The organism is Aeromonas enterica, assembly GCF_054052465.1.
Map to the genome: position 1 here is coordinate 58,426 of NZ_JBSTYL010000012.1, position 21,343 is coordinate 79,768.

At 61.4% G+C, this 21,343-nt stretch carries 17 protein-coding genes and 1 tRNA gene; 8 read left to right on the forward strand and 10 right to left on the reverse strand.

The window, feature by feature from the left end; translation table 11 throughout:
- Positions 1-25: 25 nt before the first annotated feature.
- Positions 26-217 (reverse strand): DUF3283 family protein, encoded by a 192-nt coding sequence (locus ACW5XD_RS13785; protein WP_194758958.1) that lies wholly within the window; start codon positions 215-217, stop codon positions 26-28.
- A gap of 116 nt (positions 218-333) precedes the next feature.
- On the opposite strand from ACW5XD_RS13785, the gene umuD reads away from it, so the two are divergent.
- The gene (gene umuD / locus ACW5XD_RS13790; RefSeq protein WP_194758959.1) at positions 334-777 is read left to right on the forward strand and encodes a translesion error-prone DNA polymerase V autoproteolytic subunit; all 444 of its coding nucleotides are present in this window, start codon (positions 334-336) and stop codon (positions 775-777) included.
- Complete coding sequence (umuC, locus tag ACW5XD_RS13795; RefSeq protein ID WP_194758960.1) at positions 758-2,017, forward strand: translesion error-prone DNA polymerase V subunit UmuC; 1,260 nt, start codon at positions 758-760, stop codon at positions 2,015-2,017. The genes umuD and umuC overlap by 20 nt, the downstream gene beginning before the upstream one ends.
- A gap of 111 nt (positions 2,018-2,128) precedes the next feature.
- Here the strand turns inward: umuC and ACW5XD_RS13800 are convergent.
- A tRNA-Thr gene (locus tag ACW5XD_RS13800) sits at positions 2,129-2,204 on the reverse strand.
- A gap of 85 nt (positions 2,205-2,289) precedes the next feature.
- On the reverse strand, positions 2,290-3,030 hold the full coding sequence (locus ACW5XD_RS13805; RefSeq protein ID WP_456495374.1) for a PHP domain-containing protein: 741 nt from the start codon (positions 3,028-3,030) through the stop codon (positions 2,290-2,292).
- Positions 3,031-3,498: 468 nt separating this feature from the next.
- Here ACW5XD_RS13805 and ACW5XD_RS13810 point away from each other — a divergent pair, with 468 nt between their 5' ends.
- The 4 genes from ACW5XD_RS13810 (at position 3,499) to ACW5XD_RS13825 (ending at position 10,820) form a co-directional block, all read left to right on the forward strand.
- Entirely contained in the window at positions 3,499-4,152 is a 654-nt protein-coding gene (locus tag ACW5XD_RS13810) for a TetR/AcrR family transcriptional regulator (RefSeq protein ID WP_135320300.1), read from the forward strand.
- A gap of 48 nt (positions 4,153-4,200) precedes the next feature.
- Positions 4,201-6,525, forward strand: a complete 2,325-nt coding sequence (locus ACW5XD_RS13815) for an acyl-CoA dehydrogenase (RefSeq protein WP_043168226.1) — start codon at positions 4,201-4,203, stop codon at positions 6,523-6,525.
- 170 nt (positions 6,526-6,695) lie between these two features.
- Positions 6,696-9,758, forward strand: coding sequence for an efflux RND transporter permease subunit (locus ACW5XD_RS13820; RefSeq protein WP_456495375.1), 3,063 nt, complete (start codon positions 6,696-6,698; stop codon positions 9,756-9,758).
- Between the two features lie 15 nt (positions 9,759-9,773).
- Positions 9,774-10,820, forward strand: a complete 1,047-nt coding sequence (locus ACW5XD_RS13825) for an efflux RND transporter periplasmic adaptor subunit (protein WP_456495376.1) — start codon at positions 9,774-9,776, stop codon at positions 10,818-10,820.
- A 65-nt stretch (positions 10,821-10,885) separates the two neighbouring features.
- On the opposite strand, the gene pyk is transcribed toward ACW5XD_RS13825, so the two are convergent.
- Entirely contained in the window at positions 10,886-12,325 is a 1,440-nt protein-coding gene (gene pyk / locus ACW5XD_RS13830) for a pyruvate kinase (protein WP_060388857.1), read from the reverse strand.
- A gap of 163 nt (positions 12,326-12,488) precedes the next feature.
- Complete coding sequence (locus tag ACW5XD_RS13835) at positions 12,489-13,343, reverse strand: MurR/RpiR family transcriptional regulator (RefSeq protein ID WP_005298732.1); 855 nt, start codon at positions 13,341-13,343, stop codon at positions 12,489-12,491.
- A 349-nt stretch (positions 13,344-13,692) separates the two neighbouring features.
- On the opposite strand from ACW5XD_RS13835, the gene glk reads away from it, so the two are divergent.
- Positions 13,693-14,661 carry a glucokinase gene (gene glk / locus ACW5XD_RS13840; protein ID WP_456495377.1) on the forward strand — a complete coding sequence of 323 codons (969 nt, stop codon included), beginning with the start codon at positions 13,693-13,695 and terminating at the stop codon, positions 14,659-14,661.
- Positions 14,662-14,960: 299 nt separating this feature from the next.
- Here the strand turns inward: glk and ACW5XD_RS13845 are convergent, their stop codons facing one another.
- The 3 genes from ACW5XD_RS13845 to rimO all read right to left on the reverse strand — a co-directional run bounded on the left by ACW5XD_RS13845 (position 14,961) and on the right by rimO (position 18,803).
- A complete protein-coding gene (locus ACW5XD_RS13845) occupies positions 14,961-16,343 on the reverse strand; it encodes an ATP-binding protein (RefSeq protein WP_456495378.1) in 1,383 nt (460 codons plus the stop codon).
- Complete coding sequence (locus ACW5XD_RS13850) at positions 16,343-17,017, reverse strand: response regulator (protein ID WP_456495379.1); 675 nt, start codon at positions 17,015-17,017, stop codon at positions 16,343-16,345. The genes ACW5XD_RS13845 and ACW5XD_RS13850 overlap by 1 nt, the downstream gene beginning before the upstream one ends.
- Before the next feature lie 457 nt (positions 17,018-17,474).
- On the reverse strand, positions 17,475-18,803 hold the full coding sequence (gene rimO, locus ACW5XD_RS13855) for a 30S ribosomal protein S12 methylthiotransferase RimO (RefSeq protein ID WP_456495380.1): 1,329 nt from the start codon (positions 18,801-18,803) through the stop codon (positions 17,475-17,477).
- Positions 18,804-19,073: 270 nt separating this feature from the next.
- On the opposite strand from rimO, the gene ACW5XD_RS13860 reads away from it, so the two are divergent.
- Positions 19,074-20,165 carry an HD domain-containing phosphohydrolase gene (locus tag ACW5XD_RS13860; protein ID WP_456495381.1) on the forward strand — a complete coding sequence of 364 codons (1,092 nt, stop codon included), beginning with the start codon at positions 19,074-19,076 and terminating at the stop codon, positions 20,163-20,165.
- Between the two features lie 90 nt (positions 20,166-20,255).
- Here ACW5XD_RS13860 and ACW5XD_RS13865 read toward each other — a convergent pair whose 3' ends face one another.
- Together ACW5XD_RS13865 and ACW5XD_RS13870 are read right to left on the reverse strand one after the other, a co-directional pair.
- Complete coding sequence (locus tag ACW5XD_RS13865; protein ID WP_456495382.1) at positions 20,256-20,783, reverse strand: NifB/NifX family molybdenum-iron cluster-binding protein; 528 nt, start codon at positions 20,781-20,783, stop codon at positions 20,256-20,258.
- A complete protein-coding gene (locus ACW5XD_RS13870) occupies positions 20,780-21,088 on the reverse strand; it encodes a DUF134 domain-containing protein (RefSeq protein WP_456495383.1) in 309 nt (102 codons plus the stop codon). The genes ACW5XD_RS13865 and ACW5XD_RS13870 overlap by 4 nt, the downstream gene beginning before the upstream one ends.
- Positions 21,089-21,343: the final 255 nt, after the last annotated feature.

A 21,343-nucleotide genomic window follows, 5' to 3' on the forward strand; every position in this document is an offset into this window, starting at 1 on the left:
CTTCCTCGTTGTTTCGAGTGTCAGGTCAGGTGCGCTTTTTGTAGCGAGCTACTTGTTCGAGGAAGTAGCGGCCCAGTTCACCTTGATGTTGGCTCGCTTCGCTTTCTGCGCTGGCCAAGTGACCATTGCGCTCCTTCCATACCGCATATGCGGCGGCCTTCTCGACTTCGACCCGTTCTTGCTGCTCTTTCGGTAGGACACACAGATTGTGACTCATACTGACCTCTTTGTTATCTATTGGCGCCATGGTACGCCATCACTGGCATGCGGGACTTGCGCTGGTTCAAAGGTGGTGCGCTATAATGGCTGTATATAAATACAGGTGTTGTTGCCATGAAGCTGTTAACCCCAGACCCATCACCCGCCGAAGTGACCATCCCGCTGTTCTTGCATCGCGCCTCTTGTGGCTTTCCCAGCCCAGCCAGCGACTATCTGGAAGGAAAGTTGGACCTCAACACCCACTGCGTGTCGCACCCTGCAGCAACCTTCTATCTGCGTGCCGAGGGGGAGAGCATGACCGGGGTCGGCATCTTTCCCGGTGACTTGCTGGTGGTCGATAAGAGCCTGACCCCGCGCCATCGTGATGTGGTAATTGCACTGCTTGACGGCGGCTTCACGGTCAAGACCTTGCAGCTCAAACCGAGGCTGCGGCTGTTGCCAGCTAATCCGGCGTTCGCACCTATCGACCCTTGTATGAGCCTCTCCCTGGAGCTGTTTGGGGTGGTCACCCATGTGATTGGCAATCTGAGGCAGCGTGATGGCCATAGCGCTCGTTGATGTAAACAACTTCTACGCCAGCTGTGAGCGGTTGTTTCGCCCTGAGCTACGTGGCCGCCCAATCGTGGTGCTCTCCAACAACGATGGATGCGTGGTGTCGCGCAGCCCCGAGGCCAAGGCGATGGGCATCAAGATGGCCGGGCCCTACTTCAAGATCCGCGAGCAGTTCGAGGCCAATGGCGGTGTGGCGTTCAGCTCCAACTACGCGTTCTATGGCGATATGTCTGGCCGGGTGATGAGCACGTTGGAGACCATGTCCCCCGAGCTGGAGGTCTACTCCATCGATGAAGCATTCCTGTCTCTGTCAGAGTCGTTTGCCGGGGACCTGACAGCCTATGGGCAACAGATCCGGCAGCGAGTGTGGCAGTGGACCGGCCTAACAGTAGGGGTTGGGATTGGCCCCACCAAAACCCTTGCCAAGCTGGCCAACTATGCTGCCAAGAAGTGGCCTGCCACAGGCGGCGTAGTGGACTTGCGTGACGAGCCGCGCCGCGCCCGGCTGATGGCTATCACCCCGGTGGATGAGGTGTGGGGCATAGGGCGGCGCTTGGGGGCCAAGTTGGTGGCACAAGGCATCAACACCGTTGCGGATTTGGTGGCTAGCGATGCCAAAGGGTTACGCGCCCAATACGGCGTGGTGGTCGAGCGGATCGTACAGGAGCTGCGTGGCCTGCCTTGCGCAGAGCTGACCGTTGAACCGGCAGCGAAGCAGCAGATCCTCTCGAGCCGTTCCTTTGGGGAGCGCGTGACTGACCGTGGGGAAATGGCCCAAGCGTTGTCAGGCTTTATGGCTCGCGCAGCCGAGAAGCTGCGGGCCGAGGGGATGTGTTGCCAGCGGGTGCACCTGTTCGTGCGGACCAGCCCCTTTGATGAGCGAGGGCCTTACTACAGTGAGCAGGCTGGCGTTCGGCTAGTTTGCCCTAGCGATGACACCCGGTTGTTGCTGCAGCAAGTGAACGTGCTGCTACCGCAGATTTGGCGCGATGGTTACCGCTATCAGAAGGGGGGCGTCATGCTGAGTGAGTTCACCCCCAAGGGGCAACAACAGGCCGATCTGTTTGCTCCGTCTTCCGCTCAATCGGATGCGCTGATGGCAGTGATGGACCAGATCAAAGCCAAGGGATTGGGGCGGGTAGGCTTTGCCAGCCAAGGCTCGGGGTCGCCTGAGTGGATGATGCGACAAGAGCACCTGAGCCCCTGTTACACCACACGCTGGGAGGACCTGCCGGTGGCCAGGTAAGTGGATACAGTAATGTGCCTACCGTTTGCTAGATGTGGTACCCCACGTGGTACCCCAAGCCAAAAAGCACAAATGGCTAGCTTCACCAAGAAGCTAACCCTTTGTTTTATATGGTGCCGATAAGGGGGATCGAACTCCTGACCTTCGCATTACGAATGCGCTGCTCTACCAACTGAGCTATACCGGCGTGCCACTAGATTCCCGAAAACAGCGGGGCAAGTCAATGAGCTGTACTCAGTTTTATGAGTGGGCTCATGGAGTTACGGCCAATGTCAGAGGTCGGCGAACTCCGGAATATGGGCCCGGCCACGGCTTTCGAGAAAATCGAGCAGCGCACGGGGGGAACGCGCCAGGATCCGCTCTGCCGGGAAGTCGGCCTCGGTGACCAGTCGGTGGCAGTGCTCGAAATCCCCGAGGCTGAAGGCCACGTGGGAGTCGGAACCGAAGGTGAGGTAGGCACCCATGTCCCGCGCTGCCTCGACGATGGCGCGGCAGTTGCCTTCACTGCCCGGGCGGGAGTGGCTGAAGGAGGAGTTGTTGAGCTCCAGCGCTACCCGATACTCTGTCGCCGCCTTGACCACGGCCTGGATATCGATGGGGAAGGCGGGATTGCCGGGGTGGCTTATCATGTCGACCCGGCCGCTCTTGATGGCGTTGATCATGGCCTGGGTGTGGGTGGCCTGATCGCAGGGGGGGAACACCGGCTCGTGAAAGCCTGCCATGATCATGTCGAGCCGCGATTCGTAGCGTTCGGGGAAGTCGATCTCGCCATCGATGTTCTTGATGTTGGCTTCGATGCCGCGCAGGATGCCGACCCCGTCGACCACCCGTGGCAACACGTGCAGATTGACGAAGTGCCAGAAGTGGGGGGCGTCCGCCATGTCGGGGCCATGATCCGTGGTGGCGAACAGCTTGATCCCCTTTGCCTTGGCGATGGGCAGGTAGTCGTGAATGGTGCTGTAGGCGTGGGTGCTGGCGACGGTGTGGGTGTGGGTATCGACCGTGTACTTCATCTTATCTTCCCCTCTGGCGTGAGGCGCCAGCATAGCAAAGGCGGCGGGTCGAGACCATGTCGTGGCTTGTCATACTTTGTCACAAATTGGGGCCTGGCTGACAAAGTTTGAACACGCTTGGCGGTCATGATGGTGTCATCGATGAAAGCCTGAACTCGCATCGATGGGTTGGATCAGGATGGTGCAACCTCATTTCCCCGCCGTCGCGCCCTGCGACGGTTTTTTTTGCCTGTTTGCCAGCGGTCTGCGAGGTTATCGGGCAAAAAAATGCCCAACTAGCATGGAGCAGGTTGGGCGAGACTTAATGTTTAATTGCAGTGGCATAGATATAGAGTCCGATTCGTCCGTGAAGTTCCCGCCTTGTTCCCCATTTTCAACAAAAACATTTCACTAACACCCATTCACATTCTCTTGACACAAAAGGTTGTGAAACGTACTTTTTAAACATTCGTTTAAGTGAGGTGTCCTGTGAGTAAAATCGATACCAAAAACCGCATTCTCGATGCCGCTGAGGTGTTGTTTGCCGAACGGGGGTTCGCCGATACCTCTTTGCGTCTGATCACCAGCGAGGCCGATGTCAACCTGGCCTCGGTGAACTACCACTTCGGCTCCAAGAAGGAGCTGATCCAGGCGGTGCTCGATCGCTATCTGAGCCTGTTCATGCCCGAGCTGGATGCACGCCTGCATACCCTGATGGCGCAGGAGCAGCTGACCCTGCTGCAGGTGTTCGAGAGCTTCGTCGACCCGCTGATGAAGCTGGTGGCGGTGCGTACCAATGGCCCGGCCATCTTCATGCAACTGCTTGGTCGTGGCTACATCGACAGCCAGGGCCACCTGCGCCGCTTCATCACTGCCCACTATGGCCCCATTTTGCAACGGATCACCCAGGCAATCTCCAAGGCCAATCCGGCCTTGTCGCCAGCGGATCTCTTCTGGCGCCTGCACTTCACCCTGGGCACCGTCGTATTCACCATGGCCTCCGCCGATGCGCTACGCGACATCGCCCTGGCCGACTTTGGCCAGCAGCTCGATGTGGAAGGGCTGGTGCGCAACGTTATTCCTTATCTGGCGTCCGGAGTCGGGGCGCCCGTGGAGTCGACCAGGCTCTCCCTGGCCGTGTAACAACCAACAATAAATCAACGGAAACAGTGAAATAGAAGGAACTTGAGTATGATCACATTGCTTATCCTGCTGGTGCTGGCGATAGCCGTCGTGCTCGGCGTGCCCTCCATCCGTAAAAAGGTGGTCACCCGCCCGGTGTTCGGCATCTTCAAGAAGATACTGCCGCCCTTGTCGGCCACTGAGCGGGAGGCCATGGAAGCCGGCTCCGTCTGGTGGGATGGGGAGCTGTTTCGCGGCAACCCCGACTGGAAAAAACTGCACGGCTACGGTAAAGCCGAGCTGAGCGCCGAGGAGCAGGCCTTCATCGACAACCAGGTCGAAACCCTGCTCGCCATGGTTGACGATTTCAAGATAGTCAACGAAACCAAAGACCTGCCGGAGCCGGTCTGGGACTATCTGAAGAAGGAAGGTTTCTTCTCCCTGATCATCCCGAAATCCTACGGCGGCCGTGAATTCTCGGCGATCGCCAACTCCACCATCGTCACCCGCATTGCCACCAAGAGCCTGAGCGTGGCGGTCACCGTCATGGTGCCGAACTCCCTTGGCCCGGGCGAGCTGTTGATGCACTACGGCACCCAGGCCCAGAAAGATTTCTGGCTGCCGGGGCTGGCCAATGGCAAAGAGGTGCCCTGCTTCGCCCTGACCGGGCCGGAAGCGGGCTCCGATGCCGGCGCCATTCCTGACAAGGGGATCGTCTGCAAGGGGATGCACAAGGGTGAAGAGGTGCTGGGTATTCGCCTCAACTGGAACAAGCGCTACATCACCCTGGCCCCTCGTGCCACCGTGCTGGGGCTGGCGTTCAAACTCTATGACCCGGAAAAACTGCTGGGTGACAAGGAAGAGCTCGGCATCACCTGCGCGCTCATCCCGACCAGCCACCCCGGCGTGCGCGTCGGCGATCGCCACTACCCCATGGGGCTGGCGTTCCTGAACGGCCCGACTTTCGGCAAGGATGTGTTCATTCCACTCGACTGGATCATCGGCGGTCCGGATTACGCCGGCCGTGGCTGGCGCATGCTGGTGGAGTGCCTCTCCGCCGGTCGCGGCATCTCGCTGCCAGCCCTTGGCACCGCTTGTGGTCACATGGCGAGCCGCACCGTGGGCGCCTACTCCTACGTGCGCAAGCAGTTCGGCATGTCCATCGGCAAGTTTGAAGGGGTGCAAGAGGCACTGGCCCGCATCGGCGGCCTCACCTATCAGCTGGAGGGGGCCCGCCGCATGACCGCAGGTTCCCTGGACCTGGGTCAGGCTCCGGCCATCGTCACCGCGATTTCCAAGTACCACATGACCGAAATGGCGCGCCAGATCATGGATGACTCCATGGACATCCACGCCGGCCGTGCCATCCAGCTGGGCCCGAAAAACTACACCGGCTACGCCTACATGGGCATTCCGGTGGCCATCACGGTGGAAGGGGCCAACATCCTGACCCGCAACCTGATGATCTTCGGGCAAGGGGCCACCCGCTGCCACCCGTACGTGTTTGCCGAGCTGGAAGCGGCGGCCGATACCGATGTGGAGCGCGGTCTCGAGAAGTTCGACGCCCTGCTGATGAAACACATCGCCTTCGGTGCCGGCAACTTCTTCGGTTCCCTGTTCCAGGGGCTGACCCTGGGCCAGTTCAACAGTGCGCCGGTGGCCGGCGAAACCGCCCGCTACTACAAGCAGCTCTCCCGCATGAGTAAAGGGCTGGCCCTGTGTGCCGACGTCTCCATGCTGATGCTGGGTGGCGATCTCAAGCGCAAGGAGATGATCTCCGCTCGTCTGGGTGACGTGCTGAGCCACCTCTATCTGGCCTCCGCCACCCTCAAGCATTACGAGGATCAGGGCCGTATGGTCTCCGATCTGCCGTTCGTGCAGTACGCGGTGGAGCGCAACCTCTACCTGATTGGCAAGGCGTTCGAGGGCTTCTTCCAGAACTTCCCGAACAAGGTGGTGGGTGCCGTGCTCAAGCGGGTGGTGTTCCCGTTTGGCGTCGGTTACAAGATGCCGGCAGACGATCGCTGCCACGCCATCTGTCTGGCTATGATGAAGCCGGGTGAGTTCCGCGACCGTCTGACGGCGCTGTGCTACGTCGGCAAGGACGAGGCGGATCCGGTCGGTCTGATGGAGCGTGCCTTCCAGGCCATGGTCTCGGTGCAGCCCTACGAGAAGAAGCTGGTGCAGGCCCAGAAAGAGGGCAAACTGCCCCGCAAACTGGCGCTGCCGGAGCTGGTTGCCGCTGCCCTGTCCCAATCCATTCTGAGCAAGGACGAAGCGGACAAGCTGCTGGCCGCCGATGCCCTGCGCTACGAGGCGATCCAGGTGGACAACTTCGCCCCGGGCGAGCTGGAGGGGTTATCCCAGCAAAATCCGGTGGTGCACGCCGCCTGAGAGGGCTCTCACTTCTGAACCTGAAACCGGCCATCATGGCCGGTTTTTTTGTTTGTTAACCCTGCATTTACAACCTCGATTAATTCCAGTCTAATGCAATGGCCCCTCACCCTTGGGGCAGGAAGCAAGGCCAGCGGAATGGCCGACAACAACAAACTCAGGAAGAGTGAATGAATCTCGCCAAAACGGCGATCGAACGCCCCATCTGGGTGGCGGTCTCGATCGTGCTGATTTTTCTGCTGGGCCTGCTCAGCATCCGGGGGCTGCCGATCCAGCTGTTTCCCGACATCGATCGCCCGCACCTCAATATCTCGGTGGACTGGCGCTCGGCCTCGCCCCAGGAGATGGAGTCGGAGATAACCGACCCCATCGAGCAGGAGATGCAGGGGGTGCAGGGGCTCAAGAACCTCACCAGCAACAGCTTCCCCGGCTTCACCGAAATCGACCTGGAGTTTGCCCTCGGCACCGACATGCAGCGGGCCCAGCTCGACGTTATCTCCCGCCTGAACCGGGTCTCCGGCCTGCCGGACAAGATTGGCGGCCCCTACGTCAACAACTACAGCAGCAACGACACCCTCACCTTCTTCTTCATCCAGCAGCTGCCCGGTGCCAAGGGGCAGATCGACGATCACCAGGCGCTGATCGAGGCGCGGGTCAAGCCGGAGCTGGAGCGCATCCCCGGGGTGTCGACGGTCGACATCGAGGGGATCAACGAGCGCCAGATCCAGATCCGTTTCGACCCTTACCGCGCCGCCGAGCTGGGGGTGGAGATCCCGGTACTGGCCAGTCGGGCCAGCACCGGCTGGGATGTCTCCGCCGGCACCCTCGACATCGGCCGCTGGGAGTACAAGCTGCGCTTTGCCGGTCGCTACGACGTGGCGACCCTGGGGGACAAGGTGGTGGACTGGCGCGACGGCCTGCCCATCTACCTGCGTGATGTGGCCGAGGTCAGGTTGGCCCGGGAGGAGAACCCGGTACTGCGCATCCAGAACGGCAACACCGCCATCGCGGCCCAGATCTTCAAGGAGAGCGGTGCCAACGCCCTGGCGGCGCTGGAGGCCATCAAGCTCAAGGTGGGCGAGCTCAACCGCGAGGTGCTGGAGCCGGTCGGGCTACACATGGAGCAGTCGTTCGACGCATCTCTCTACATCAACCGGGCGGTGGGCATGGTGACTGCCAACCTGGGGCTCGGCGTGCTGCTCTCCTGCGCCATCCTCTGGGTCTTTCTGCGCCAGCTCAAGGCGACCCTGATGATCGCGATCTCCATTCCCATCAGCATCATGCTCACCTTCTGCCTGCTCAAGGTGCTGGGGCGGACCCTCAACGTCATCTCGCTGGCGGGGATTGCCTTTGCGGTGGGCATGGTGCTTGATGCCGCCATCGTGGTGCTGGAGAGCATCTACCGGCGCCACGAGCGAGGGGATCTGAACAAGGCGGAGGCGGCGCTGGAAGGCACCAGCCGGGTGTGGACCGCGCTGGTGGCATCCACCCTGACCACGGTCGCCATCTTCCTGCCGGTGCTGCTGCTCAACGACGTGGAGGGTCAGCTGTTTGCCGATCTGGCGCTGACCATCGCCTGCGCAGTGAGCGTCTCCATGCTGGTGGCGGTGACCGTGCTGCCGGCGGTGGCGGCGCGCTGGATGGGGCGTGAGCGGCTGATCGATCCCTATGAGGGGCTGTGGCAGAGCACCACCCGACGGGTGATCCGCTGGACCGGCACCTCCCGCCAGCGCTGGACCGTCATCACCCTGATGATGAGCCTGCCGGCGCTGGCCACCTGGGCCCTGCTGCCGAAGATGGACTATCTGCCGGACGTGAAGCGCGATGCGGTGGATGTCTGGATGAACTTCACCCCGGGCTTCAACCTGCAGGCCCAGCGGGAGGAGGTGATCGACACCCTGATCGCCCGTCTCGCCCCCTACATGAAGGGGGAGCGGGAGCCGGCCCTCAAGAACTACTACATCCTGCGCTACCCGGGCGGCGCCCAGATCGGGGTGCGGCCGAAAGAGGAGGATCAGATCAAGGTGCTGGAGCAGCTGTTGATGAAGCAGCTGCTGGTGGGGATCCCCGACACCCAGGTGTTTGGCGGTCAGGGCTCGCTGTTCGGCGGCTTTGACAGCGAGAACGGCATCTCTCTGCTGTTGCAGGGGGGCGATCTGGCCGAGCTCTACCAGGCGGCGCGGGCCGCCATGGCCATCGTCAAGCAGGATCTGCCGGGCGCCCAGGTGAGGCCGCAGCCGGATCTCGATTTCACCGCCCCCGAGCTGCGGCTGGTGCCGCAGGACAGGCGTCTGGCCGAGGTAGGCTGGGATCGCTCCCCCATGCCCGCCATCATCCAGACCTTCGGCGACGGGCTGCGGGTTGGCGAGTATTTCGACGGGGAGGAGCGGCTCGACATCATGCTGATGGGACAGACTTCGGCCAACCCGGACGAACTCAAGGCGGTGCCGCTGGCGACCCCGTCCGGGCGCATCGTGCCGCTTGGCGAGCTGCTGCGGGTGGAGCACGACATGGGGCCGGCCAGCATCTTTCGGGCCGACGGCCGGCGCAGCATCAGCCTGCAGATCTCGCCCCCGGCGGGGATGAGCATGGAGCAGGTGCTCGATACCCTGCAGAGCAAAAGCTTTGCCGCCATCCGGCCACTGCTGCCCGCCGGCGGTGAGCTGCGGGTCTCCGGCAATGCCGACAGCCTGCAGCAGGCGCTGGGCAACCTGGGGGCCATCTTCCTGTTTGCAGTGATGATCCTGCTGATCCTGTTGTGGGGGGTCTTTGCCTCCCTCAAGGATGCCGTGCTGGTGCTGCTGACCCTGCCGCTTGCCACCGTCGGCGGCGTGCTGGCGCTGCACCTGAGCGGCCTCCTGGTGCCGCTGCCGATGGATCTTCTGACCATCATCGGCTTCGTCATTTTGCTGGGGCTGGTGGTCAACAACGCCATCCTGCTGGTGCATCAGACCCGCACCGCGGAGCGGGAGGGGATGAGCCGCCAGCTGGCGGTGGCCGATGCCCTGCAAAGCCGGATGCGGCCCATCGCCATGACCAGCCTCACCAGCATCTTCGGCATGCTGCCGCTGATGCTGAGCCCGAGCGAGGGCAGTGAAATTTACCGGGGGCTGGCCACCGTCATCGTCGGCGGCATGAGCTGCAGCACCCTGTTTACCCTGATCCTGTTGCCCGCTTTCCTGCGACTGGGAGAGCGGGTCGAATCACCGCTCGCCCTGCGCCAGCGGGCCTGAGCAAGGAGCTCATCGATGACACACGGTTATACAAGGATGGTAGTGGGCGCGGCGCTGCTGGCGGGTAGCGTGCTCCCCGCACTGGCGCAGGGCAAGATGGTGACCCTGGCGGACGTGACCCGGGGGGAGGCGGCGGCCAGTATCTGGGTCAGCGGCACGGTGGCGAGCCGCCAGCAGGCGGCGCTCAGCGCCGAGGTGAGCGGCCGGGTGGAGTGGATCGCCGAGTTCGGCAGCCGGGTCAGCAAGGGGGATGAGCTGCTGCGCCTCGACAGTGCGGCGCTGCGGCTCTCGCTGGAGCAGGCCCAGGCCGAGCAGGCCAAGTGGGAGAGCAACGTGCGCTTCGCCCGCGCCGAGTTTGGCCGGCTAGCGACGCTGCACCGTCAGAAGAGCACCTCCCAGAGCCAGTATGACAAGGCGCGCTTCGACGTGGAGCAGGCTGAACTGGCCGAGCGGCTGGCGCGGGTACAGGTGCGCCAGATTGAGGAGCAGCTGCGCAGAAGCCACATCTTCGCGCCGTTCGACGGGGTGGTGAACAACCACTTCATTCAGCCGGGGGAGCACGTGGATGCCGGCGAGCAGGCGCTGGAGCTGGTCAATCCCGATCAGCCCGACATCCGGCTGCAGGCCCCCATCGTCTGGGCCGGTCAGCTGGCGCCCCAGACCCGGCTGCGGGTGGAAGGGGAGCAGCTGAGCGGCCACGGTGTCTATTACCAGCGGGCGGCGAGTGCCGATCCCAAGTCGCGCCTCATCGAGCTGCGCCTCAAGCCCGAGGCGGGCCGCTTCATCATCGGCTCGCCGGTGCGGGTGGCGCTGCCACTGGCGGAGCAGCAGACCATGCTGCTGCCGCGTGATGCCCTGGTGCTCAACACCGAGGGGAGCGTGGTCTATCAGGTGGAGCAGCGCGGCGAGGAGCTGACGGTGAACCGGGTGCCGGTGACCGTGCTGTTTGGCGACAGCCGGCAGGTGGCGGTGAGCGGAGCGCTCAAGCAGGGGGACAGGGTGGTGGTACGCGGGGCCGGCAGCCTGCAGGACGGCGACAAGGTCGAACTGTTTCGCGGCTGAGGCGGCGGTTTCGCCATAAAAAAACGGCTCCCGCGGGAGCCGTTTTTGGTGCCGGTGAAGGGCGATTACTCGACCATCATCACCTTGCAGGTGTTGGTACTGCCGACGGTTTCCATCTTGTCGCCGTGGGTCAGCAACACCATGTCGCCGCTTTGCAGCAGCCCCTTGGCCTTGAGCACGTCCAGCGCATCGCGGCACACTTCGTAGACCGGCTTGGTCTCGTCGCCGTCAAACAGCACCGGGGTGACGCCGCGGTAGAGGTTGGTCCAGGCCAGGGTCTTGTTGTGCGGTGACATGGCGAAGATCGGCAGGCCGGAGCTGATGCGGGACATCAGCAGCGGGGTGGTGCCCGATTCGGTCAGCGCCACGATCGCCTTGACCCCTTCCAGGTGGTTGGCCGCATACATGGTGGACATGGCGACGGCCTCTTCCACCGAGGTGAAGGTGTAGCTCATGCGGTGGTTGGAGACGTTCAGGCTCGGGTGCTTCTCGGCACCGACGCAGACGCTGGCCATGGAGGTGACGGTCTCGATGGGGAACTGACCGGCGGCGGTTTCGGCGGAGAGCATCACCGCATCGGTACCGTCCAGCACGGCGTTGGCCACGTCCATCACTTCGGCGCGGGTCGGCAGCGGCGCGTTGATCATCGACTCCATCATCTGGGTGGCGGTGATGACGACGCGGTTCAGGCGACGGGAGTGGCGAATGAGTTTTTTCTGCACGCCGACCAGCTCGGGATCGCCGATTTCGACGCCCAAGTCACCACGCGCCACCATGACGGCATCGGAGCCGAGGATGATGTCTTCCATCGCCTCGTCGGTGGCGACGGTTTCGGCGCGCTCGACCTTGGCCACGATCTTGGCGTTGGAGCCGGCTTCACGGGCCAGCTCGCGGGCGTAGCGCAGGTCATCACCGCAACGGGGGAAGGAGACGGCCAGGTAGTCCACGTTCATGCGGGCGGCGGTCTTGATGTCTTCCTTGTCCTTTTCGGTCAGCGCCGGGGCGGAGAGGCCGCCACCCTTCTTGTTGATGCCCTTGTTGTTGGAGAGCGGACCGGCCACGGTGACCGTGGTGTGGATGCGGGTGCCTTCGACCTGCTCCACCTTCAGTTGCACGCGACCGTCGTCCAGCAGCAGGATGTCGCCTGCGATCACATCGCTCGGCAGGCTCTTGTAGTCGATGCCGACCTGCTCCTGACAGCCTTCACCCTTGCCGAGGGCGGCATCGAGGATGAACTTGTCGCCGACGGCCAGATAGATCTTGCCGTCCTTGAAGGTGGAAACGCGGATTTTGGGGCCCTGCAGGTCGCCCATGATGGCGACATGACGACCCAGCTTGGCGGCGATGTCACGCACCTGGTTGGCGCGCAGGATGTGGTCTTCAGCAGTGCCGTGGGAGAAGTTCATCCGCACCATGTCGGCACCGGCACGGATGATCCCCTCGAGGATCCCTTCGCGATCGGTGGCCGGACCGAGTGTGGTTACAATCTTTGTACGTCTTGGCATGAAAGACTCCAGTTTTGAAGTTGATATGACTTGAGATACTGCCCCGTCAAGCGCATGACCCATTGCACCCGCTTGCAAGCCATCTGGGTGGCTTTTGTTACTAAATTACAATACTACACCAAGGAAGGTGGCAGAGACAGCCGGGGGCCGAGGCCCCCGCTGCTTACGAAGAGTGGGGTGTATCAAAGCGGGATTCGCGCAAACCTTCTTTGACTTTCTTCAGGTTTTCGCGAAATTTCATGCCGCGGCGCAGGGTGAAACCGGTCGCCAGCACGTCCACCAGGGCGAGCTGGGCGATGCGCGACGCCATCGGCATGTAGACGTCGGTGTCTTCCGGCACGTCCATGGAGAGCACCAGGTTGCACTCGCGCGCCAGCGGGGAGTCCTTGGCGGTCATGCCGATGACGGTGGCGTCGTTTTCACGGGCCAGCGCGGCAATCTCCACCAGTGCCTTGGTGCGGCCGGTGTGGGAGATGAGCACCACCACGTCCCCTTCGCTGCTGTTGATGCAGCTCATGCGCATCATGACGATGTCATCGAAGCTCACCACCGGGATGTTGAAGCGGAAGAACTTGTTCTGGGCATCGCGGGCGACGGCGGAGGAGGCGCCGAGGCCGAAGAAGCTGATCTTCTTGGACTGGGTCAGGATATCGACGCAGCGATTGATGGCGGAGATGTCCAGGCTGTTCTTGGCGGCATCGAGGCAGGCCATGGTGGATTCGAAGATCTTGGCGGTATAGGTATCGGGCCCGTCTTCCGCCTCCACGTGGCGGTTCACATAGGGCGTGCCGTTGGCCAGGCTCTGGGCCAGATGCAGTTTGAAATCGGGAAAGCCTTTGGTATCGAGACGGCGGCAGAAACGGTTGACGGTCGGCTCGCTGACGTCAGCCATCTTGGCGAGGGTGGCGATACTGGAGTGGATGGCCGTCTGCGGGGAGGCCAGGATGACCTCGGCGACTTTACGCTCTGATTTACTGAAACTTTCCAAATTATTAGTAATTTTATCAAGGGTATTCATCATCACCACCAGGCGTTTTTGTAATTTAGCTTCAGTGTCTTTGCACTAAATTCATGGCTAAGCAGGTTTCCAATCAACTTGATGACTATACAAGACAAGCTCTTATCGAAACTAATCTCGGCCCTGCAAAGTATGACTCATGTCTAATTATTTCGTTGTTTTGGTTACAAACTTCCAGTCATTCCGTGAAAGCGCTTACAAATGTTGCAAAGCAACAACACTGTGAGCGGGCGCACAGTTGCACCCATCAAACGCGCCGCAAGGGGAGGGGCTCGGGTAGAATTGGCACCAAATAATAAGTGCGGGACGGTAACGGCCGCCCCGACCCCAGTAACGAAGGAGTTGTTTTATGCAGCATACCCATGCGCTGGTCGGCGACGTAGGCGGCACCAATGCCCGGTTGGCCCTGTGCGAGCTGGCAACCGGCACCATTTCCCAGGCCAAGACCTATTCCGGGCTGGCCCATCCCACTCTGGAAGCCGTGGTTCGCCTCTATCTGGATGAGCACAAGGTGCAGGTGGGCGAAGCCTGCATCGCCATCGCCTGCCCCATCAACGGCGACTGGGTCGCCATGACCAACCACAGCTGGGAGTTTTCCATCAGCGAGATGCAGGCCAATCTGGGCCTGAGCCGGTTGCAGGTGATCAACGATTTTACCGCCGTCTCCATGGCGGTGCCGGTGCTGGACGTGGCTGACTGCATCCAGCTGGGGGGCGCGGCGCCCGTGGCCGGCAAGCCCATCGCCATCTACGGGGCCGGCACCGGCCTTGGCGTGGCCCACCTGGTGCACACCGGCGAGCAGTGGCTGAGTCTGCCGGGCGAGGGCGGCCACGTGGACTTTGCTGCCAACAGCGAAGAAGAGGATGCGGTGCTGCAGGTGATGCGCGCCGAGCTGGGCCACGTCTCGGCCGAGCGGCTGCTCTCCGGCCCCGGCCTCGTCAACATCTACCGTGGTCTGGTGAAATCCGACGGCCGCGAGCCACAGGCGTTCGAACCCAAGGACATCACCGAGCGGGCGCTGGCGGGCGAGTGCCTGGACTGCCGCCGTACCTTGAGCCTGTTCTGCGTGCTGATGGGCCGCTTTGCCGGCAACCTGGCGCTCAATATGGGTACCTTCGGCGGCGTCTACATCGCCGGCGGCATAGTGCCGCGCTTTCAGGAGTTCTTCATCGGCTCGGGCTTTCGGGTGGCCTTCGAAGACAAGGGGCGTTTCAAATCCTACCTCAAGGATATCCCCGTCTTCCTCATCACCCACGAGGGGCCGGGTCTGCTCGGCGCCGGCGCCTATCTGCGCCAGTCGCTCGGCATCAAGCTATAAGCAGGAGGCTTGCCGGGGGACGGATCGGCCATGGTTCAGCCTTGATTCAGTGACCATGGCGTAGAGTGTCAACACGTACTCAAGAAGGCAGGGCTCCATAAGGAATTGGGACTTGTCTTCATCCGCTGGGTGCGTTTGTCACCTGACAAGCCTGAACTGTTTCACCGGCCCTCGCGGCCGGTTTTTTTATGCCTGCGCTTTGCCGGCTGGATGGGGATGTCGTCATCTACAACAAGGATGGGCCTGCGCCGCAATGCACTGCGCCTGCCGGGTGGCAGACGCAGTGGGTAGGGATGGGCTCAGGGCAGGTCGAGGGTGAAGCGGGCGCCCCCGAGCGGGGATTCATCCACCATGATCTGGCCGCCGTAGCTGTGCACGATTTCGGTGACCACCGCCAGCCCGATGCCCTGGCCAGGGGAGCTGTCGGCGCGCACTCCGCGCTGAAAGATATGCTGCGACTTGCCGGGGTCGATGCCGGGGCCGTCGTCCTCGATTTCGATCCGCAGCCGGTCGAGCCGGCGGCTCACCGTCACCTTGATCTCGCTGATGGCGAACTTGAAGGCGTTGTCGAGCAGGTTGCCCATCAGCTCCATCAAGTCCCCCTGCTCGCCGGCGAAGAAGACGTCGTCATCGAACTTGAAGCGGGTCTGCAGCTTCTTGTGGCGATAGACCTTGGCGAGGCTGGCCAGCAGCTTCTCGATGAGGGGCACCGGCTCGGTGCCCTTGCTGGCGAGGCGCTTGCGGCCGGTGACGGCGCGGCGCAGCTGGTACTGGATGATCTGATCCATGGTCAGGATCTGCTCATTGATGTTGTCGTGGATGTCGCGCCCCAGCTTGACCTCCTGCGCCGTCATCTGGATCAGCGCCAGCCGGGTTTTCAGGCTGTGGGCCAGATCGTTGAGGGCGTGCTGGTAGCGCTGGGTCTGCTGGCGTTCGTTTTCCAGCAGCTGGTTGACCGACTCGGTCAGCGGCGTCAGTTCCCGCTCATAGTCGTTGGAGAGCGCCTCCCGCTTGCCGGCCCGGATCTCGTCCATCTGGCGCGCCATGGTGCGCAGGGAGCCCAGGCTCCAGAAACTGGTGAGCAGCAGCAGGGCGCCGAGCAGGGAGTAGGCGAGCAGGGCCTGGCGGATGCACTGGTAGAGGTAATCACGGGTCTGGGCCAGGTAGCGCTTGGCCGAATCGACCATCACCACGTAATAGGTGGTGGGGCCGTCGCCGTGATTGCGCAAAAAGCGCAGGCTGTAGATGAAGTAGCTCTCGCCGTTCTTGATGGTGTGGCGCTTGAAGAAGTAGTCCTGATCCAGCCCGCCCAGATACTTCATCAGATCCTGGCAGATGGTGTCCCTGGCCTGGATCACCTCCGGCATGTGCATGCTGGACCAGCTCAACTGGCCGTCGGCCCGGCAGATCAGGGTATCCAGATTGGGGTCGACGGCATCCGGGGTGATCCGGCCCAGATCCGTGGTGGCATGGGCGTCCGGCAGCTTGGAGGAGAACAGCTTGGAGAGGTTCTCCTGCATGCGGGTGCTGGCCTTCTGGGCCTGCTCCTCGGTGTGACCCAGATAGAGGATGTAGACCGAGAAGGCCATGATGAGCGCGATGACCAGCATGGCGCTCAGCATCAGCTTGATGTGCAGCGAGCGGCGGATGAAGCGCATGGGGCGCAGCAGACGAGAGTCCATCAGTTGCACGACAGGTTGAAGATGTAACCCTGGCGGCGGATGGTGGAGATGGGCTGGATGGTCCCCTCCGGATCCAGCTTCTTGCGCAGCCGGCTCACCATCACCTCGATGGTGTTGGGGTCTCCTTCACCGTCGCCGTAGAGCTGGTCCAGCAGCTGCTGCTTGGAGACCACCTGGCGGGCGTTGCGCATCAGGTATTCGAGGATCAGGTATTCAAAGCTGGTGAGCACCACCGGGGTGCCGGCGATGGTCAGCTCCTTGCGGGAGAGATCCAGCTCGTAGTCGCCGGCCTTGACCCTGGGGGAGATGAAGCCGGCGCTGCGGCGCACCAGGGCGTTGAGGCGGGCCAGCAGCTCGTCCTTCTGGAACGGCTTGACCAGGTAGTCGTCCGCCCCGGCTTCCAGCCCTTCCACCTTGTCCTGCCAGTTGCCACGCGCGGTCAATACGATGATGGGAAAGGGGATCTGCTGCTCGCGCAGCTGGCGGATGAGCTGCAGGCCGTCCATGTCCGGCAGGCCCAGATCGATGATGGCCACGTCGATGGGATAGTCGGCGGCGTAATGCAGTGCCACCTGGGCACTGTCGGTGCTGTATACCTGATTCTGGGCTTCGGTCAGCAGGGTGCTGAGGTGGTGATTGAGCAGCTTGTCGTCTTCGACCAACAATATTTTCATAAGGTGCGCGATCATGGGGATCCAGGCTGTCAATTAGATGGTTTATGCCGGGGAGAGTCAATCCGGATCCTAACAGGAGTGCCTGTATCGGGACTGAATCAGTGTCTCCTTTATGGTGCCGTGAGTACCCCCTCTCCGGTATACCGCCAGGTATACCGTCTCAACAAGGCCAGCAGTTCGTCGTGGCGGTCGGATTCTTCGAGTGGTCCTGTGTCCATCACTGGTCGGTCTCGCAGAAGATATCGAGGTGACAGACGATACTGGTCAGGGGACGTCCGTGGCGGGTTGCCGCCTCGGATTTGTAATCAAGAACCAAGGTGGCCTTGCTGAACAACGGTCTCTTGGGGTTGCGCCCGGTACGGCGGCACAAGGAACATCAACAAAAAAGCCAGTCAGGGTCACTGACTGGCTTTTTTTATTGGCGCCTGCCGGACAGGCGCCATCATGGACTGCGGACTTAGCCTATCAGGCTGGCCCAGAGGTCGTATTCGTCCGCTTCGTCGATGCGGACCTTGACCAGATCGCCGGGTTTGAGGCCGGTTTCACCGTTCAGGTAGACCAGACCGTCGATTTCGGGGGCATCGGCGAAGGAGCGGCCGGTAGCACCCTCTTCGTCCACCTCGTCAATCAGCACAGTCATCTCCTTGCCGACCTTGCGGGCCAGCTTGCGAACGGAGACCTGCTGCTGCAGTTCCATGAAACGCTGGAAGCGCTCTTCCTGTACTTCTTCCGGCACAGGATCCGGCAGTTCGTTGGCCTTGGCACCCTCGACCGGGCTGTATTTGAAGCAGCCGACGCGATCCAGCTCCGCCTTGTCGATGAAGTCCAGCAGCATCTGGAACTCTTCTTCGGTCTCGCCGGGGAAGCCGACGATAAAGGTGGAGCGCAGGGTGATCTCGGGGCAGATCTCGCGCCACTTCAGGATGCGCTCCAGGGTGCGCTCGACGGTGCCGGGGCGCTTCATCAGCTTCAGAATGCGCGGGCTGGCGTGTTGCAGCGGGATGTCGAGGTAGGGCAGCACCTTGCCATCGCGCATCAGCGGTATGATGTCATCCACGTGGGGGTAGGGGTAGACGTAGTGCAGACGCACCCAAATGTCGAGCTTGGCCAGCTCTTCGCACAGGGCCACCATGCTGGTCTTGACCGGCATGCCGTCATAGAAACCGGTGCGGTGCTTGACGTCCACGCCGTAGGCGGAGGTGTCCTGGGAGATCACCAGTATCTCTTTGACGCCGGCTTCTTTCAGGCGCTTGGCTTCGGCCAGCACTTCGCCGATGGGGCGGCTCACCAGATCCCCGCGCATGGAGGGGATGATGCAGAAGGTGCAGCGGTGGTTGCAGCCTTCAGAGATCTTCAGATAGGCGTAGTGACGGGGGGTCAGTTTGACGCCGTGGGCCGGCACCAGGCTGGTGAAGGGGTTGTGGGTCGGCTTGGCCACGTACTTGTGGACGTGACCCAGCACCTCTTCATAGGCGTGGGGACCGGTGATCTCGAGCACCTTGGGGTGGATCTCGCGGATCTGGTTCTCTTTGGCACCGAGGCAACCGGTGACGATCACCTTGCCATTCTCGGCCAGGGCTTCGCCGATCGCTTCCAGGGATTCCTGTACCGCGCTGTCGATGAAGCCGCAGGTGTTGACCACCACCAGCTCCGCATCGTCATAGCTGGGCACCACGTCGTACCCTTCGGTACGCAGCTGGGTCAGGATGCGCTCGGAATCGACCAGGTTTTTGGGGCAACCCAAGGAGACGAATCCTACTTTGGGGGCCTGTTTTGTGTTGGACATCGCTCAATCACTCTTAGGTGGCTCTCTTATAAGGGCGCGGATTTTACCGGAATGGCTAACCAAAAACTATACAGCCAGCACGGCAGAATCGAACAATATCTCTGACGGGGTCAGATTGTCCGTGCGTAGCAGCCGCGACGGGTGTCTCTTGCGGGATGTTGTTTGCATAGACGCTGGTTGCGTCATTATTGATATTTCAATCAACCTGTTGGGAGGGGAAGGGCGGGTATCACTATACTCCCAGCAGGCACATCAAGGGGGAAGGGTGAGATGGATAGCTCATTTGGCGAGAAAATGCAGAATGTGCACGCCACGCTCAGGCAGCGCTTTGACAAGTTGAGCCGGGTGGCCATCGCTATCTATGACCAGCATACGGATCAGCTCAAGACCTTTGCCCACAGTACGGAGGGGCGATCCCCTCTGGTTCAGTACGAGGTCAAGTTGAGCGAGGTACCCTCCCTGCGCTATCTGGCCGAGCATAAACAGCCCCGCGTGCTCGACAATCTGGATTCCCTGCTGGGTTCGCGCTCGGAACACAGCCTCAAACTGCTGGCGGCCGGTTATGAGTCAAGCTACACCGAGCCGCTGCTGTTCAACAACAAGCTGTTCGGCTTTCTGTTTTGCGATGCGAAAGAATCTGGTTACTTCGATGCGGCCATTCGCACTGAGCTGGCGGCCTATGCCCAGATCCTGGCGGCCATCATTGCGGTGGAGTTTTTCTCCATTCAGACCCTGAGCGGAGCCCTCAGCACGGCGCGGGAGTTCAGTCGCTACCGGGATGAAGAGACTGCCAACCATCTACATCGTATGTCGGCGTATTCTCGTCTGATTGCCAAGACGCTGGCCCCCGCTCACGGCCTGAACGACGAGGAGGTGGAGTTTATCTATCTCTTTTCCGAGCTGCACGACATCGGCAAGATTGCAGTACCAGATGCCATACTGCTCAAACCGGGCAAGCTGACGCCGGAAGAGTTCGAGATCATGAAGATCCACCCTGGCAAAGGGAGGGAGATGATTAGCCTGATGATCAACGAATTTGGTCTTGATGGCATTCACCACACCGACATGTTGAAGAACATCATCGCTTGTCACCACGAGCGATTCGACGGCAATGGTTACCCGCAGGGGCTGGCGGGGGAGGCGATCCCGCTGGAGGCCCGCATCGTTGCGGTGGCCGATGTGTTCGATGCCCTCACCAGCGAGCGTCCTTACAAGCAGGCCTGGGCCTTCGAGAGTGCTATCGAATATATCGAGGAGCATGCCGGCAGCCAGTTTGATCCCGCCTGCGTCGAGGCAGCGCTTTGCAACAAGGAGGCGTTTCTCCTCATACATCAGCAGTATCAGGATCCCGACACCCACTAGGGCTGCCGCCATTGCGTACTCCTTCACTCAAGCATGTCGTCCCACCTTATCCGCAAGTCATGCCGGTCACGGTACTCCTCGATGGGGAATTCAGCTGCAGGTGTGGCCTGGGCTTCCCCCCTTGCCCTGCTGACACCCGGTTTTCCCTTCGCGGTGGCAGCATCCCCCCTGGCAAGCATGACGGCCATGCTCGTCTGCATTGGTGTGACTGACGGGCTTGATGGCGTGAATGATGGATGGGCGAGCCTTGCACCGGGACGGACGACCCTGACTGGCTTCAGTCAGTGGCAGCAGGCTGCTCGATGTCAGCAGTTGCGGCCACGGCAAGCGCGCTGAGCGACACTGCATCACTTGCATGCCACTGGCGAGCAGGCGTCCCAGCATGCGTTCACCTATGTTGCGCACCAGCACCCGATCGACCTGATGGGCCTTGAGCGCCGCCAGCAGCGCCTGCTTGCCGCTGCAGCCCTCGCCAGCCGCCGGGTTGGGCAGGGTGGCGAGCACGGCACCCTCCGGGCTCATGATCTGCAGTTGTTCGGCGCGAGTAAAGTGTGCGGCCAGCCGGCCCTGGCTCAGCATGACGGCGCTGTTGGTTGTCTGGTTATCTGTTTGATTCATTGAAATTCTTCTCCATGAGGTTCGGGGTCGCCGGCCTGCATCATCAGGGCTTTGCCCTGGCTCAGGCAGTCCACCACCTTGTAGCGCGCTTTTTTCAGTATGTTGGCCAGGGTCTGACGGGAGACGCCCATCACCAGGGCGGCCTGTTGTTGCTGCATGCCTTCCAGATCTACCAACCGCAGCGCCTCGAACTCGTCGGCGGCCAGGGTGATCTTTTCCAGCTGGTGCATGGGGCGGCCATTGGGTTTGAAGCAGCTGTTGGCGGGGCGGCCGCAGATCTGGCGGGCAATCTTGGGTCTGGGCATGGGGGCTCCTGATTGGCATATGCCATATATCTCGATGGTAATTAGCATATGCTAATTAAGGGAAGATGTGATTCAGGTACATGATCGGCTGATCCGAACGAGCAGCACGAGCGGCACCAGCGTATTGCCCTGATGTGATGGGGCGCAGTGATGTATATGGGCAAAGGTGGTTCAGTCATCGGGTTTTGCTCGTGACTTGATCATTTCAATGATTCTTGTATAATTGAAATGACAAATCGTTGAGAACAAGGGTGA